This window comes from Sporosarcina sp. JAI121, from assembly GCF_013408665.1.
Classification (GTDB): domain Bacteria; phylum Bacillota; class Bacilli; order Bacillales_A; family Planococcaceae; genus Sporosarcina.
The window spans coordinates 284,914-299,991 of sequence record NZ_JACCCL010000001.1 but is presented as its reverse complement, the minus strand read 5'-3'; the positions used below and the strand labels follow the sequence as shown (position 1 = coordinate 299,991).

General features: G+C 47.0%; 16 protein-coding genes. 2 read left to right on the top strand and 14 right to left on the bottom strand.

Going from position 1 to position 15,078, the window contains the following annotated elements; translation table 11 throughout:
- Positions 1-59: 59 nt before the first annotated feature.
- From HDC33_RS01495 to HDC33_RS01440, 12 genes are all read right to left on the bottom strand, one after another.
- A complete protein-coding gene (locus tag HDC33_RS01495) occupies positions 60-1,088 on the bottom strand; it encodes an L-threonylcarbamoyladenylate synthase (RefSeq protein ID WP_370457391.1) in 1,029 nt (342 codons plus the stop codon).
- Between the two features lie 60 nt (positions 1,089-1,148).
- Positions 1,149-1,715: a stage II sporulation protein R gene (locus tag HDC33_RS01490; RefSeq protein ID WP_179390768.1), complete on the bottom strand. Its 567-nt coding sequence runs from the start codon at positions 1,713-1,715 to the stop codon at positions 1,149-1,151.
- A 44-nt stretch (positions 1,716-1,759) separates the two neighbouring features.
- A complete protein-coding gene (gene prmC / locus HDC33_RS01485; RefSeq protein ID WP_179390767.1) occupies positions 1,760-2,614 on the bottom strand; it encodes a peptide chain release factor N(5)-glutamine methyltransferase in 855 nt (284 codons plus the stop codon).
- A complete protein-coding gene (gene prfA, locus HDC33_RS01480; RefSeq protein WP_179390766.1) occupies positions 2,607-3,683 on the bottom strand; it encodes a peptide chain release factor 1 in 1,077 nt (358 codons plus the stop codon). The genes prmC and prfA overlap by 8 nt, the downstream gene beginning before the upstream one ends.
- Before the next feature lie 217 nt (positions 3,684-3,900).
- Complete coding sequence (locus HDC33_RS01475; RefSeq protein WP_179390765.1) at positions 3,901-4,506, bottom strand: thymidine kinase; 606 nt, start codon at positions 4,504-4,506, stop codon at positions 3,901-3,903.
- Positions 4,507-4,857: 351 nt separating this feature from the next.
- Positions 4,858-5,088 carry a 50S ribosomal protein L31 gene (gene rpmE / locus HDC33_RS01470; RefSeq protein WP_179390764.1) on the bottom strand — a complete coding sequence of 77 codons (231 nt, stop codon included), beginning with the start codon at positions 5,086-5,088 and terminating at the stop codon, positions 4,858-4,860.
- 193 nt (positions 5,089-5,281) lie between these two features.
- On the bottom strand, positions 5,282-6,565 hold the full coding sequence (gene rho / locus HDC33_RS01465; RefSeq protein ID WP_179390763.1) for a transcription termination factor Rho: 1,284 nt from the start codon (positions 6,563-6,565) through the stop codon (positions 5,282-5,284).
- A 132-nt stretch (positions 6,566-6,697) separates the two neighbouring features.
- Complete coding sequence (gene glpX / locus HDC33_RS01460) at positions 6,698-7,663, bottom strand: class II fructose-bisphosphatase (protein WP_179390762.1); 966 nt, start codon at positions 7,661-7,663, stop codon at positions 6,698-6,700.
- A gap of 86 nt (positions 7,664-7,749) precedes the next feature.
- Complete coding sequence (locus HDC33_RS01455; RefSeq protein ID WP_179390761.1) at positions 7,750-9,027, bottom strand: UDP-N-acetylglucosamine 1-carboxyvinyltransferase; 1,278 nt, start codon at positions 9,025-9,027, stop codon at positions 7,750-7,752.
- Between the two features lie 19 nt (positions 9,028-9,046).
- Complete coding sequence (gene fsa / locus HDC33_RS01450; protein ID WP_179390760.1) at positions 9,047-9,694, bottom strand: fructose-6-phosphate aldolase; 648 nt, start codon at positions 9,692-9,694, stop codon at positions 9,047-9,049.
- A 133-nt stretch (positions 9,695-9,827) separates the two neighbouring features.
- On the bottom strand, positions 9,828-10,685 hold the full coding sequence (locus tag HDC33_RS01445; RefSeq protein ID WP_179390759.1) for a class II fructose-bisphosphate aldolase: 858 nt from the start codon (positions 10,683-10,685) through the stop codon (positions 9,828-9,830).
- Positions 10,686-10,794: 109 nt separating this feature from the next.
- Positions 10,795-11,154, bottom strand: coding sequence for a response regulator (locus tag HDC33_RS01440; RefSeq protein ID WP_179390758.1), 360 nt, complete (start codon positions 11,152-11,154; stop codon positions 10,795-10,797).
- A 142-nt stretch (positions 11,155-11,296) separates the two neighbouring features.
- Here HDC33_RS01440 and HDC33_RS01435 point away from each other — a divergent pair, with 142 nt between their 5' ends.
- Together HDC33_RS01435 and HDC33_RS01430 are read left to right on the top strand one after the other, a co-directional pair.
- Entirely contained in the window at positions 11,297-11,815 is a 519-nt protein-coding gene (locus HDC33_RS01435) for a DUF2529 family protein (protein ID WP_179390757.1), read from the top strand.
- A 3-nt stretch (positions 11,816-11,818) separates the two neighbouring features.
- Positions 11,819-12,073, top strand: a complete 255-nt coding sequence (locus HDC33_RS01430) for a hypothetical protein (RefSeq protein WP_179390756.1) — start codon at positions 11,819-11,821, stop codon at positions 12,071-12,073.
- Positions 12,074-12,078: 5 nt separating this feature from the next.
- Here HDC33_RS01430 and HDC33_RS01425 read toward each other — a convergent pair whose 3' ends face one another.
- Together HDC33_RS01425 and rpoE are read right to left on the bottom strand one after the other, a co-directional pair.
- Positions 12,079-13,674, bottom strand: coding sequence for a CTP synthase (locus HDC33_RS01425; protein ID WP_179390755.1), 1,596 nt, complete (start codon positions 13,672-13,674; stop codon positions 12,079-12,081).
- 266 nt (positions 13,675-13,940) lie between these two features.
- On the bottom strand, positions 13,941-14,555 hold the full coding sequence (gene rpoE, locus HDC33_RS01420) for a DNA-directed RNA polymerase subunit delta (protein WP_370457390.1): 615 nt from the start codon (positions 14,553-14,555) through the stop codon (positions 13,941-13,943).
- Positions 14,556-15,078: the final 523 nt, after the last annotated feature.

Sequence of the window (15,078 nt, the reverse complement as noted above, 5' to 3'; positions counted from 1 at the left end):
CCCCGAATACCGCGTCTGTCAATCTTATGCGGCATTCAGGGAGGTCATTCATTGCAGATTCAGTTCATATAACGTTTTCCTTCGGCTGCTTTCATCAACCTGTTCATGACAGCAGCACCCACCCCCGCCAAATCGGTTTCGACTGCAAGAATAATATCCGCCTCCGTCGCGTCACATTTGCGGATTGCAGCGTACAAATTCGTCGCCGTCGCTTCATTGTTGTGTGCCGGACCAGTCGAAAAATACCAGTCCGCCCCCAAGTCCCCAAATTCGTCGGGAGCAATGAGCGCCACTTTCCGCCCTTCAGCATGAAGCGAATCGAGCGCGATACCGATGTGCTGTGCATCATTTTGAATGATGAATAAAGGAGCTTCCGGAGCATAATGCAAATACTTCATGCCCGGTGAACGCGGTGCTTGTTCACCAGGAAATTCATTTTCAGAGTGTATTTTTCCAATAATACTTTCAATTGTTTCTTGCGTTGTACCGCCTGGCCGTAAAATAGTTGGTGGGTTTGTTGTCATGTCCAGTACTGTGGATTCCACTCCGACACCGGTCTGTCCGCCGTCCAAAATGAGCGGAATAAGCCCTTCAAGATCTTTGTAGACGTGAGCTGCTTCCGTCGGGCTCGGCTTCCCGCTGCGATTGGCACTCGGAGCTGCAAGCGGCTGCCCAAGCGCACGAAGAAGCGCCAACGCCACGGGGTGATCGGGCATGCGGATGCCGACCGTTTCAAAACCGGGTGTTACGTTCGACGCGATGACGCCGGGTTTCTTATGGAAGACAAGCGTCAAAGGACCTGGCCAACATGCATCCATCAGTTTATCCGCGTCTTCCGTAATAGCTTCCGCATAATCGGAAACTTGTTCTTTGTTGCCAATATGTACGATAAGCGGGTTGTCGGAAGGTCTCCCTTTCGCTTCGAAGATTCTTTGTACGGCCAATTCGTCCGTTGCCAATGCACCTAAGCCGTATACCGTCTCCGTAGGAAATGCGACGACGCCGCCGTTTTTTAATATATCCACAGCCTGTTCATAATTCATTTTGTTATCCAGAAAGTTATCCACTGAAACTAATTTCGTTTCCACGCATTAATCCCCCACTTATACACATTTTATCTACTTTATCCACAAATTTTGTTAGTAACTTTATACGAATACTCCTTTTATCCACTCCCAGACGAAAAAAGTGACTTTTTCCTCTTCTTCTTTTTCATCTTCTTTTTTATCCGGGAAACAGACTTTCGGGAACATCGCACACCACCAGTTATCACCACGTCCGCTCCCGATCGTCAAAATATATGCATCGTATTCAGCTTGCGGGAGGATAAATAAACCGGATCGCTTCGGCGGAAACAGTGCTTCCTTCCGTTCAAGGGAGATAGCTGCCCCGTTTGACTTCGAATTGGCAATTTCGAGTATCGTGCCTTCGAGCGCCGCCAAGTTATCCCCAAGTTCCTTTTTCGTCCGTGATGTATTCACTGCGTGTTCGATGAGCGGCTGGATTTCTTGTTGAATGCCGATTTTTATCTGCTGATCGGCAGGCGCATTCGAATGGGCAAGCAATCTGAAACGGATTGCACTGTCTTCATCATTCGCCGACGTGAATACCGATACGAAGGCCTGAATGATAATAAGTACGATGATAAATTCTATATAGGGCAATACTTTTTCAATTTTAGTTTTCTTTTTGATAATCTCGTAGTCTTGTAACATGTTCATCCCCTCCTACTCTGCATTGTTGCCAGAGAAAAGGGAGTTTATTCATGAATCTCGCAAAATATCATCCGATCTTTGCCGTTGATATCTTTTACCGTTTCAATTACAGCTTCCGGGAATGACTTTGTGAATAAATCATGCACAGCAGGACCTTGCAAATAACCGATTTCGACTGCGATGAAGGAAGGCTTTTTCATTAGCGGCGGCAAGGTTTCTGCAAGTCGCCGATAGAAGTGAAGCCCGTCCTCATCCGCAAACAAAGCGCTATGCGGTTCGTGGTCGACAACGGTGCCCGACATTAGAACCGCTTCGTCGCGTGCGATATAAGGCGGATTCGATAAGACGACGTCCCACTTATCCCCTGCAATCGGTGTTGTTAAATCTCCTTGAAGGAAATTGACATCTGCACCATTCGCTTGTGCATTATGCTTCGCAATCGTAAGTGCACCTTCACTAATATCGGTCGCAGTGACGCTCGCTTCGGGCCATTCTTTTTTGAATGAAACCGCGATTGCCCCGCTGCCCGTACCGATGTCTGCGACGTCGATTGACTTGTGAGAAAATAACTTACGGCTTCGTTCAATGGCGCCGTGGACGAGTTCTTCCGTTTCAGGACGGGGGATAAGTACATTTTCATCCACTTTAAATGTATATCCGTAAAAACCTTCTTCACCGATGACGTATTGAACGGGTCTTCCTTCCAGCAGTTCAGCGGCTTTATCCCAAAAATCTTTGTGCTGTTCGGCCGTGAGCGGTTCGCGTAAATCAGCAAATAAGGAAGCCCTTGACTTATTCGTGACGAATTCCATGAGAAGTTGTGCGGCATTAGGCTCAAACCCTTTTTGTCCCAATAAAGAAGAAGCCCTCTGGAGAGCTTCATACACTTTTTCAGTCATTGCGATCCAAACTTTCCAGGCGATATGCCTGCTCTTCCAGGATGAGTGCGTCGATGACTTCATCGAGTTTGCCTTCAATAATCTGATCGAGTTTCTGGATCGTCAAGCCGATACGGTGATCGGTCACACGGTTTTGCGGGAAATTATAAGTGCGAATCCGCTCGGAACGGTCGCCTGTACCAACTGCGGATTTCCTTTTTTCATCGTACTCATCTTGTATTTCGCGTGTGAATTTATCGGAAACGCGCGCCCGCAACACTTTCATCGCTTTCTCTTTGTTTTTGATCTGCGATTTTTCATCTTGGATCGATACGGTAATACCGGTCGGAAGATGCGTCAGGCGGACGGCGGACATCGTCGTATTGACAGACTGGCCTCCGGGACCGGATGATGCAAATGTATCGGTTCTGATATCTTTTTCATGGATGACGATTTCAACTTCCTCTGCTTCCGGAAGACATGCAACGGTCGCGGTCGACGTATGTGTCCGTCCGCCCGATTCGGTTTCCGGTACCCGTTGCACACGATGCGCCCCGTTTTCATATTTCAGTTTCGAATAGGCACCATTGCCGTTGATAAGGAAAATGATTTCTTTGAAACCGCCGAGTTCTGTCGGCGATGAATCCAGTACCTCCACTTTCCAGTGGTTCATCTCCGCGTAGCGGCTGTACATGCGGAAAAGGCTGCCGGCAAACAGTGCCGCCTCATCGCCGCCTGCCGCTCCCCTAATTTCCATGATGACGTTTTTGTTATCGTTCGGATCTTTCGGCACAAGCAACACTTTCAGCTTTTCTTCATATGATTCGATTTGTTCGTCAAGCTCGGATACTTCCATTTTGACTAGTTCTTTCATATCGTCGTCAAGCTGTTCGTTCAGCATTTCTTTGGCGCTTTTCAGTTCCGCTGTTGCCTGTTTATAGGAACGGTACGTTTCAACCGTTTCCTGCAGGCCGGATTGTTCGATGGAATACTCTCGAAGTTTTGTCATATCGCTCACTACCGCGGGATCACTGAGCATTTCATTCAGATGATCGTAGCGGTCTTCTACTGCTTGAAGTCTTTCAAACATTATGGACACCTCATTTTCAGGACTGTTTTGTACGTTCATTGTACGGGAATTTGCTTGGTAAATACAGTTATTTCGCTGATGCAGGCGTTCTTGATGCGCAGGGCAGGATAGAGCGTGTGTGGAAGTTCGAAACATTTTCAAACTAACCCGACCACTCCTCCCCGCCATGCAATAAAAAACCCGCCCGATTGTGCCGGACGGGCTCCACTCCTTGCTGTTATCCTTTTACAATCGCTTTGGCTGTTACGCCTTTTGGCACTTCGTGGTGCTTGCGGCATCGTGCCTCGTATGCTTCTGAGGCCCCGACAAGAATCACAGGATCATCATAACCGGCGGGGGTGCCATTGATGAGGCGCTGTGTCCTGCTGGAAGGCGAGCCGCATACTGTGCAGACCGCTTGCAGTTTTGTCACGTGTTCGGCGACGGCCATGAGACGCGGCATCGGTCCGAATGGTTCGCCACGGAAATCCTGGTCGAGTCCGGCGACGATGACGCGGAATCCACGGTTTGCCAATCCCATTACTACGTCGACGATACCATCGTCAAAAAATTGGGCTTCGTCGATGGCGATGACGTCATAGTCGTCCGTGATGAACTCCTCGATATGAGATGAGCTGGCGATCGGATTCGCAATGACGGTTGTCCCATCATGGCTGACGACGGCTTCTTCACTGTAACGGTCATCGATTTCCGGTTTGAATACCGCTATTTTCTGTTTGGCGAATTGTGAGCGCCTTATGCGCCGGATCAATTCCTCTGATTTTCCTGAAAACATGCTGCCGCAAATTACTTCAATCCAACCGCCTTGCATCGTTACGTACATGTTAAATCTCCTTCCAGTTGCTTATATATAAAGATTTCTTAATTGCATCGTGAATACCTATCATACCCTAAAAACAGTGAAATTTGACGTATTTTATTTCACGTCTATGTGTGCTATATAAGATGAAATATTGAATTCCATTGAATCCGCTATGGCGCTCGGGGATGCCTCCCGCCATAATCCTAGCTGCTTCGTTACTAGTCTTATGGCTTCGGCTACCCCTTGGAAGGCGCCTTTGCTTGGATAATATAGATATTCATTTGTTCAGCAAATATATGTAGTTTTTTGCGTATTTTCCCCAAAAGAAATACCCGCCCGGCGCATGTGCACCTGACGGGTATTTTAAGAGTCTTACTCTTGGCCTTCTTCTTGACGGCCTTCTTCTTTGAGACCATATTTTTTGTTGAAGCGGTCGACACGTCCGTCCGCTGCAGCAAATTTCTGGCGACCAGTGTAGAATGGGTGGCATTCCGCGCAAACTTCAACACGGATGTCCTCTTTTACAGAACCTGTTTCAAATGTGTTACCACATGAACAAGTAACAGTTGCTACTTTATAAGCTGGATGAATTCCTGCTTTCATCAATCTCTCTCCCTTCGCCCTGGACCATCTGGTACAGAGTTAAATTATAAGACTGATGCCTTACACGGCCCGTGTTCGTCAACCGTATATGCACGCAGATAGTACTCAAGTTACTCCATATATTATATCAAATTCAGCAGTCCTGTGCAACTGTTTTTATTTCATCCATAAGCTGAAATACTCATGAATTTACTTATAACAGTCCTTTGCCGTTCCGATGGGCTTTCATCTCTTCATTCAGTTTGTCGAAGAATTCTTCATTCGATTTCGTCAGACGCAGCTTTTTCATGAAACGTTCCGTGAAGTCATGCGAGTCGGAGAAAGTTTTCCGGATGGCCCATAGCTTTTCAAGCTGATCGGCCGGGATGAGCAATTCCTCTTTCCGCGTACCTGAACGTCGGATGTCAAGCGCCGGGAAGATCCGGCGTTCCGCAAGACTGCGATCAAGATGCAGCTCCATGTTGCCTGTCCCTTTGAATTCTTCATAAATGACTTCATCCATACGTGAACCCGTGTCAATCAAAGCCGTTGCAAGAATAGTCAGGCTACCGCCTTCTTCAAGGTTACGCGCCGCTCCGAAAAACCGTTTCGGGCGGTGGAATGCGGCGGGGTCGATACCGCCTGACAGTGTGCGGCCACTTGACGGAATGACAAGGTTATAAGCACGCGCCAGCCGCGTGATGGAGTCCATCAGAATGATAACATCCCGTTTATGTTCGACGAGCCGCATAGCCCGTTCCAGAACAAGTTCCGCCACTTTGACATGATTCTCCGGCAATTCATCGAATGTCGAACTGACGACATCCGCTTTGACGGACCTTTCGATATCGGTGACTTCCTCGGGTCTTTCATCGATAAGCAGTACGATAAGTTCCGCGTCGGGATGATTCGTTGTAATGGAATTTGCAATTTCTTTCAACAATAAGGTTTTGCCCGCTTTCGGCGGAGCAGCAATCAATCCGCGCTGACCGAAACCAACCGGCGAGATCAAGTCCATAATACGCGTCGACAGTTTAACCGGGTCTACTTCCAGCTTGATATGACGATCTGGATAAAGCGGTGTAAGTGCCGGGAAATGCACACGTTCACGTGCCACTTCCGGGTCTTCGCCATTGACGGCTTCCACTTGCAATAGACCGTAATAGCGTTCCGATTCTTTCGGAGGACGGACTTTCCCGCTCACTTTATCACCGTTCCGAAGATCAAACCGCCGGATTTGCGAGGCAGAAATATAGATGTCTTCCGAGCTTGGCGAATAGTTGATAGGCCGCAAGAAACCGTAGCCTTCAGATTGGATGATTTCAAGTACACCTTCCATGAAAAAGAAGCCTTCCTGTTCGGCCCTTGATTTTAATATGGAAAATATAAGTTCCCTTTTCGTCAGCTTGCTATAATAAGCGATTTTGTATTCTTTTGCGAGGGCATATAATTCTTTTAAAGTCATATTTTCCAACTTTGATATCGTTAACATTGTCATCTTTCGGCACCACTCTTTAGGTTAATGGGTTATTTAGTAGAGGTTAATGAAGGAAGGCTTCTTATACAAACGTTTCCAGGTACTTCCTGTGCAAGCGAAGATGCCCGGCGTATGGCCGGGCGATGAGCTCCGTCAGTCTTGCATGACGAGCAGAGGTTTTTTCTCCATGCTGTGTCGGCCTTCGACAAAACGAATTGTCCCCGACTTCGAGCGCATGACTAATGAATGCGTCTCGCTGAAACCACCTTTGAATTGTACGCCGCGAAGAAGCTCTCCGTCGGTTACACCCGTAGCGGCAAATATAGCATCGTCACCTTTGACGAGGTCATCCATGTAAAGCACTTTGTCGACGTCGATCCCCATTTTGAGGCAACGTTCGCGTTCAGCGTCGTTCGAAGGAACGAGACGTCCCTGGATTTCTCCGCCGAGGCATTTTAGTCCGACTGCAGCGATAACGCCTTCCGGTGCACCGCCGAGTCCGAATAGAATGTCCACTCCAGTTTCATCGAACGCAGTATTGATAGCTGCCGCCACGTCACCGTCATTGATGAGCTTGATGCGCGCGCCTGCAGCACGGATTTCATCGATGATCGCTGTATGCCGCTCTCTGTTAAGAACCGTTGCAACAACGTCGCCGATATTTTTATTTTTAGCTTTAGCTACAGCCAGGAGGTTTTCCGTCACGGACGCATCAATATCGATTTTGCCGACCGCTTCGGGTCCTACAGCGATTTTGTCCATATACATATCGGGTGCATTCAGCAGATTTCCTTTATCCGCGATAGCAATGACTGCAAGTGCGTTCCAGCCGCCTGCCGCGACAATATTCGTTCCTTCAAGCGGATCGACTGCAACGTCCACTTCAGGACCGATTCCTGTCCCCAGCTCTTCACCGATGTAAAGCATCGGCGCTTCGTCCATTTCCCCTTCACCGATCACGACGATCCCTTGCATCGGAATTGTATCGAAAACGGTACGCATCGCTGTTGTTGCAGCGTCGTCCGCCTCATTTTTCAAACCGCGTCCCATCCAACGAGAGGCCGAAACCGCCGCTGCTTCTGTGACCCGAACTAATTCCATCGATAAACTGCGCTCCATTTGTGTTCCTCCTGATGTACGGTCAAACCCGTAATTTTTGCCATTCTGATTAATTATAACATACTCATTTCTGGCACCGAATCGGTTTATTCTTTAACGATCGCTTTTTCCGAAATGGTCACTTTGCGGATATCCGCTCCAATTCCTCGAAGTTTTTCGATGAGAGAACCGTATCCGCGCTCGATATGCTGAATTTCCTGGACTTCCGTCACGCCATCAGCAATGAGCCCGGCAATGACGAGTGCGGCACCTGCACGAAGGTCGGATGCACGGACTGTTGCCGCCTGAAGCGGGGTCGGTCCTGCAAGTATGGCTGAACGTCCTTCAACGCGAGTATCGGCATTCATTAGACGAAGCTCATCGATGTGTTTGAATCGCGCTGAATAAACTGTATCTGTAATGACGGATGGTCCTGCCGCTTGTGTGAGCAATACAGAAAACGGCTGTTGTAGATCTGTCGGGAAGCCTGGATAGACGAGCGTTTTCACATCTACCGCTTGGAGGTTCCTGGATTTCGGGATGAAGATTTGCTCTTCCCCTTCAACGATATCGACGCCCATTTCACGAAGCTTTGCCGTCAGTGCTTCAACGTGGAACGGTATGACGTTGTCGATCGTGACCCCGTCGCCCGCTGCCGCCGCCATGATCATGAATGTTCCAGCTTCAATTCGATCAGGGATGATTGTATGCCTTGTTCCGTGAAGTTTTTCTACACCGTCAATCCGGATGACATTCGTTCCCGCGCCTTTGATTTTCGCGCCCATATTGGACAGCAACGTTGCTACATCCACGATCTCTGGCTCTTTCGCTGCGTTTTCAATTGTCGTCCGCCCTTTTGCGAGAACAGCTGCGAGCATGATATTGATTGTCGCACCGACACTGATGACGTCCAAATAGATTTTCGCACCGCGTAGTTCATCTGCACGCAAATAAATGGCACCATGCTCGTTCGTCACTTTTGCGCCAAGCGCTTCGAAACCTTTTATATGCTGATCAATCGGCCGAGGGCCCAGATGACAACCGCCCGGAAGTCCGATAACCGCGTGCTTGAATCTGCCCAGCATCGCGCCCATCATATAGTAAGATGCCCGTAGTTTTTTGACGTTACCGTTCGGGAGCGGCATCGCTATCATTTCTGTTGGATCAATGTGCATCGTGCCTTTATCAAAATCGACTTTCCCGCCGATATCTTCCAGAAGCGCTTGAAGTGTCAAAACATCTGAAATCTCCGGAAGTCCTTCGATTGTTACTGGTGAATCAGCCAGAATGGAAGCAGGGATTAGTGCGACGGCGCTATTTTTAGCACCGCTCACTTTAATGGATCCTTGCAATGGTCTACCGCCTGTTATTTTATAAACGTCCATATTACTCTCCTTTGGTGCCTCACTTATTCTTTCTTGTTTCCCAATCTGCAAGAAAAGCTTCGATCCCTTTATCAGTAAGTGGATGTTTGAACAATTGTGTCAATACTTTGAATGGCGTCGTGGCTATATCTGCACCGCTTAGCGCAGCGTCTGTAATCTGCTGCGGGCTACGAATCGATGCTGCGATAATTTCTGTTTTTATGTTATGGATTGTGAAAATGTCTGCAATCGTGGAAATCAGAGTCATCCCATCTTGCCCGATATCGTCAAGTCTGCCAAGGAACGGAGATACGTATGTTGCTCCTGCACGTGCTGCAAGAAGTGCCTGATTCGCGCTAAAAATCAGCGTCACGTTCGTTTTGATGCCTTCTTGGGCGAAGACTGAACAAGCTTTCAACCCTTCAGGTGTCATCGGTAGTTTCACTGTGATGTTCGGGGAGATTTCCGCTAATTCGCGTCCTTCTTTGATCATGCCTTCCGCGTCAAGCGCGATAACTTCCGCACTTACCGAACCAGGAACAAGCGCTGTGATTTCCTTCAATCTATCATGGAACGGTACATCTTCTTTCGCTACAAGTGACGGGTTTGTCGTTACCCCCGACAATATCCCCCAACTGTGTGCTTCTTTGATTTCGTCGAAGTTTGCTGTATCAATGAAAAATTTCATGGATGAATTCCCCCTATTTTGTATGGAAAGAGCTGTTGATAAGTATTTCAAATTGATTCATGTCCGCAAAAAATGAAAGGAAGGAGAACACATCCTTACAGATGCTTCTCCTCTTCTTTCTATCTTCGTATCGTTACGCTTGTTGTGAACTGCCGAATTCGCGCATTTTGCCGATGACCGTCTTTTTGATGGCATCGCGCATCGGCGTCAAGAATTTACGAGGATCGTAAACATCGGAGTCCGCCGCAAGTTTTTCGCGGACAGCTTTTGTTCCTTGAATCTGATTTTCTGTATTGACGTTAATTTTAGCTGTTCCAAGTGAAATAGCTTGTTGAATGTCACGTGTCGGAATACCCGTTCCGCCGTGGAGCACAAGTGGCAAGTCGGATTGCTGCGAAATTTCTTCCATTTCCTTGAAACCAAGGTTCGGTTCGCCTTTATAAGGCCCGTGAACAGATCCAAGTGCCGGTGCAAGACAATCGATGCCTGCCTTATCGACAAGTTCTTTACATTCCGCCGGGTCTGCGTAAATAACACCGTCGGCGATGATATCGTCTTCCTGACCACCGACGACACCCAGTTCCGCTTCTACGGAAACGCCGCGTTCATGTGCATAATCAACAACTTTTTTCGTAATTTCAATATTTTCCGCAAGCGGTTTCGATGAAGCGTCAATCATGACGGAAGTGAAACCGGCTTCAATCGCCTCTTTACATTTCTCGAAGCTTGAACCGTGGTCCAGATGAATTGCAACAGGAACAGTGACCTGATAATCATGCATAAGTCCTTTCACCATGTGAACAACCGTAGTGAAACCGCCCATGTAACGCGCCGCACCTTCGGATACACCTAGAATAACAGGGGATTGTTCTTCTTGTGCCGCCTGTAATATCGCTTGCGTATATTCAAGGTTGTTCAAGTTGAACTGACCTATTGCATATCCTTCTTTTTTCCCTTTGATCATCATTTCTTTCATTGAAACCAGTGCCATGCGAATTCCTCCTCGGGATATCGAAATGAATTATGTTTGTTTATTTATACATCTTATATACCTCTATTATCATAACAAAAACAGACAGTGTTTACCACTGCCTGCTTTGTCATCCTTCAAAAATCGCAATCACTGCATCACGGACTTCGTATATATCGAATGGTTTCGTAAAATACTTCACAGCACCGGTTTTCAATGCATCTTCCGTCAATTCGATTTCCCCATACGCCGTCATCATGATGACCGGAACGTCCGGCCAACCGGCTTTTAATCTTTTCAACACTTCCAACCCATCGATACCCGGCATCTTCATGTCGAGCAGGACACAATCGGGAACTTCCGCATCTACAGCTTGAAGCGCTTCCATTCCATTGGCCGCAAGCGTCGTTTTAATGCCCTCGCGCCGGAAAACTTCGTCCAGCAGAAGTCGAATCCCTTTTTGGTCATCAACGATTAAAAGATTCTTCAATAAGCACCCCTTCTTTCCCTGGTCCTGTTAGCCTATTAATCTATATTTGACATACAACTAAGATATCCTCCTTTTTCGTCAAACTTCTGTCATTTTGCTTTCTACGCACTCACTTCTTATAATGAAAGAGAGGTGTTTTTCTATGAAAATGTTGACGACACAAATTAACGGACTTCTTCAGCGCATCGCGGGAAACAGTGAAGAGTCGATTGAGGAGACAGCACGTCTGCTCGCACAGGCGACAATTGGCGAAGGACGTGTCATTCTTGCGGGATTCGGCGAAATGGCGGCGGTTACGGAAACCGCACTTTTTGGAGTCGAGCCGCTTAGTGGTGCCGTGCGTTACGAAAAAGGAATGGAATTTGCGACAGCCGACCGCGTCTGGTTATTGACCCGGTCAGCTACTGATGCACAAGCGCTTGAACTCGCACAGCAACTTGCGGACAGCTTCATTCCTTTCGCGGTGCTTGCTGCGGAAAAACCGGGCAATGGCAATGAACTAGAAGATTTAGCTTATACGTATATATCAACCGGTCTGACGCGCGGTTTACTCCCGGATGATAAAGGAGGACGCATCGTCCAGCCGCATGCGCTTGCTGCTTTGTTTGTTTATGAAGCCGTGAAGCTCGCATATGACGAAATGGTTTCCGATGAGGATTAACGATTGAAAAAAAGCTGCACATGCGGGGATTCCCGTTCATGTGCAGCTTTTTTGTTGTTTGATTTGATGGGTGAGTCGCCGGTTATGGTCGGTCGACCGACGGATATGATTGGTCATGCACGCTATATGGTCGGTCGACCGACGGATATGATTGGTCATGCATGCTATATGGTCGGTCGACCGACGGATATGATTGGTCATGCACCCTATATGGTCGGTCGTGCGCCATATATAATCGGTCTTTCAATTTTCGGCTGAACTCCTTATTCTTTCCCTGCGATTACTGCTCCGATGAATTCTCGGAATAGCGGTTGCGGGCGTGTCGGGCGCGATGCGAATTCCGGATGGAACGAAACGCCGACGAAGAACGGATGACCTTTCAATTCGATGATTTCCACTAGCTGGTCATTCGGGCTAATACCTGAAAGAGTCATGCCTGCCGCCTCGAATTGTTCACGGTATTCATTATTAAATTCATAACGGTTGCGGTGGCGTTCGTAAATCAATTCTTCGCCGTAAGCAGCGCGCGCTTTTGTATCTTCTTTTAATTTACACGGATAGACGCCTAGACGGAAATAATCTTCCGGATTGCCGTTGCTTTCTGGAGGGCTCACGATGATTTGATTTGTAGTCTCGTTATCAAATTCAGCTGAATGAGCATTATTGATCCCCATGATGTTACGTGCGTATTCCACTGCAGCCAATTGCATGCCGAGGCTGATTCCGAAGAATGGAACATTATTTTCCCGCGCATATGTGATTGCCTCAATTTTCCCATCGATTCCTCGATCTCCAAATCCTCCAGGCACGAGGATCCCATCGACATCGGATAAAAGTTCAGCTGCATTTTGTGCTGTCACTTCTTCCGAGTTGATCCATTTCATTTCGATGTCCGTATCGAAGCCGTAACCTGCGTGGCGTAGTGCCTCGACCGCAGAAATATAGGCATCTTGCAATTCGACATACTTCCCGACGAGCGCGATGCGTACTTTTTTCGAAAGGGATTTCACCTTATTTATCAGTTCTTTTATTTCTGTCAAGTCAGGTTCGATCGTTTCAAGTTCAAGGAAATCGACAACGATTTTGTCCATATGCTGTTCATGCAATCGCAGTGGCACTTCGTACAGTGTTTCCGCGTCAAGTGCTTCAATGACTTCTTCCGGTTTGATATTACAGAACAAAGCGATTTTATCCTTCATTTCTTGCGGTACTGGATACTCGCTACGCACGACAATCATATTCGGCTGGATACCGAGGCTTCGAAGTTCCTTAACGCTATGCTGCGTCGGTTTCGTCTTCATTTCCCCCGCCGCATGCAAGTAGGGAATCAGCGTGTTATGGATGTACATGACGTCACTTTTCCCAAGATCGGTTTTTAACTGACGAATCGCTTCGAGGTACGGTAGAGATTCGATGTCACCTACGCTGCCGCCAATTTCTGTAATGACGACTTCCGCATGCGTCTCTTTTCCAGCGCGTATGATCCGTTCCTTGATTTCATTTGTAATATGGGGGATGACCTGGACAGTCGCTCCATTATATTCACCGCGACGTTCTTTTTTCAGTACGGAAGAATATACTTTACCCATCGTGACATTTGAGAATTTATTCAATTTAATATCGATGAAACGCTCGTAATGACCAAGATCCAGATCCGCTTCCGCTCCATCTTCCGTGACGAAAACTTCCCCGTGCTGCAAAGGACTCATCATCCGCGGGTCAAGGTTAATGTATGGGTCGAACTTTTGGATTGTCACCTGAAGTCCCCGGCTTTTCAACAATCGTCCAAGTGATGCCGCATTGATCCCTTTACCAAGTGATGAGACGACGCCGCCTGTTACAAAAATATATTTTGTCATGTTTTACTCCTCCATTTGTTTTTCATTTTACTTAAATCAATTACGGCTCGGCGTAATTGCGTCCAAATTTTGAATTGCACTTGTGCAATTAACTCTTTTCAAAATTTGTGACATCCGCCGGAGGCTTAACTTGAATCAAGTTAAAAACAATAAAAAAGCGCCCCGTCTGTAGTCTGTATCTACAGGAGGAGCGCGTATACACTGGTTCTTGTCCTAATAAGGAGCCCAGTAAAATCTTATAGTGCCAGACGAGTGAAGTCAAGTATTTATTCTTTGATCTCGTCTTCATCTTCCTCTTCTTCGTCTTCGTCTTCATCTTCAAGATCCAGATCTTCATCATCAGGGATGATTTCAAGGTCGTCATCAGGTTCAAGGAGATCCACTTCGATTTCGACAACGTCCTCTTCTTCCTCGTCGTCATCGTCATCATCATCTTCGTCGTCCTCGTCGTCTTCATCGATCAATTCGTCGAATTCTTCGTCGAACAACTCATCCTCATCGTCTTCGTCCTCAATGATATCATCGTCTTCAAGTTCGATTTTCTTCTTTTTCTTTTTCTTGCGTACTTTTACGACTGGAGCCGTTTCTACTTCGATCTGGTCAACCGGGTACCATTCACGAAGTCCCCAACGGTTGTCATTGATGGCAAGGAATCTTCCATCGATGTTCATGTCCGTATAGAACTGTTGCAGTTTCGCTCTCATAACCCGTTCTGTCATACCATTCAGCTTACGGATTGCGTCCAACAGCTGTAGCAATGTAAGTGGTTCTTTTCTTTCCGTTAAGACCGCATAAGCGATGTCGATCATTGATTCTTCAAACAGTTGTTCCTTCGTCATTTCACGGATATTCAATAAACGCACGTCCTTTCTATAAAGCAAAAACTTAATCCCTCTCCCTCGAGTCACCAACATCCTATTGGTCCAAGCCTTTCGGGATAAATAAAAACTTACTTATCATTATAAACAATGCAGCCAGGAATATGCTACAATCTTTTACTCTTATTGAAGTGTCGGAGTTCTTTCACACAAATAAACCCCAAATATACTCCGGAGAGTAAAAAAGGGATTGCTCCTAAACCTTTATCATATAGCAAAAAAGTTAGAGTGGCAAGGGTGGCGATGATCGATATATGTATATAAAGTTTCATGCCGACACCCCATTCCAATCATTCCTTTTATACTATTATACGTGGTAGCAACAACCAATATCCATTAAAATGAAAAATATTGTTACTTTATAAGCTGAAATAGAAAATCATACTGAATCCGCTACGGCCCTTTGGGATGCCTTCCGCCAAAAGTGAGACAACTGGGGTGGCCATTATTATAGAATGGGACAAAGGATTTTCCATCATACACGCTTTGGCGCTTGTGGATGCCTCCCGCGATAAGCCGGGCAGAA

Excerpts from the sequence above, each read along its gene's own strand:
- HDC33_RS01490 (WP_179390768.1), bottom strand. The coding sequence starts at position 1,715 with ATGTTACAAGACTACGAGATTATCAAAAAGAAAACTAAAATTGAAAAA.
- prmC (WP_179390767.1), bottom strand. The coding sequence starts at position 2,614 with ATGACTGAAAAAGTGTATGAAGCTCTCCAGAGGGCTTCTTCTTTATTG.
- prfA (WP_179390766.1), bottom strand. The coding sequence starts at position 3,683 with ATGTTTGAAAGACTTCAAGCAGTAGAAGACCGCTACGATCATCTGAAT.
- HDC33_RS01475 (WP_179390765.1), bottom strand. The coding sequence starts at position 4,506 with ATGTACGTAACGATGCAAGGCGGTTGGATTGAAGTAATTTGCGGCAGC.
- rpmE (WP_179390764.1), bottom strand. The coding sequence starts at position 5,088 with ATGAAAGCAGGAATTCATCCAGCTTATAAAGTAGCAACTGTTACTTGT.
- rho (WP_179390763.1), bottom strand. The coding sequence starts at position 6,565 with ATGACAATGTTAACGATATCAAAGTTGGAAAATATGACTTTAAAAGAA.
- glpX (WP_179390762.1), bottom strand. The coding sequence starts at position 7,663 with ATGGAGCGCAGTTTATCGATGGAATTAGTTCGGGTCACAGAAGCAGCG.
- HDC33_RS01455 (WP_179390761.1), bottom strand. The coding sequence starts at position 9,027 with ATGGACGTTTATAAAATAACAGGCGGTAGACCATTGCAAGGATCCATT.
- fsa (WP_179390760.1), bottom strand. The coding sequence starts at position 9,694 with ATGAAATTTTTCATTGATACAGCAAACTTCGACGAAATCAAAGAAGCA.
- HDC33_RS01445 (WP_179390759.1), bottom strand. The coding sequence starts at position 10,685 with ATGGCACTGGTTTCAATGAAAGAAATGATGATCAAAGGGAAAAAAGAA.
- HDC33_RS01435 (WP_179390757.1), top strand. The coding sequence starts at position 11,297 with ATGAAAATGTTGACGACACAAATTAACGGACTTCTTCAGCGCATCGCG.
- HDC33_RS01425 (WP_179390755.1), bottom strand. The coding sequence starts at position 13,674 with ATGACAAAATATATTTTTGTAACAGGCGGCGTCGTCTCATCACTTGGT.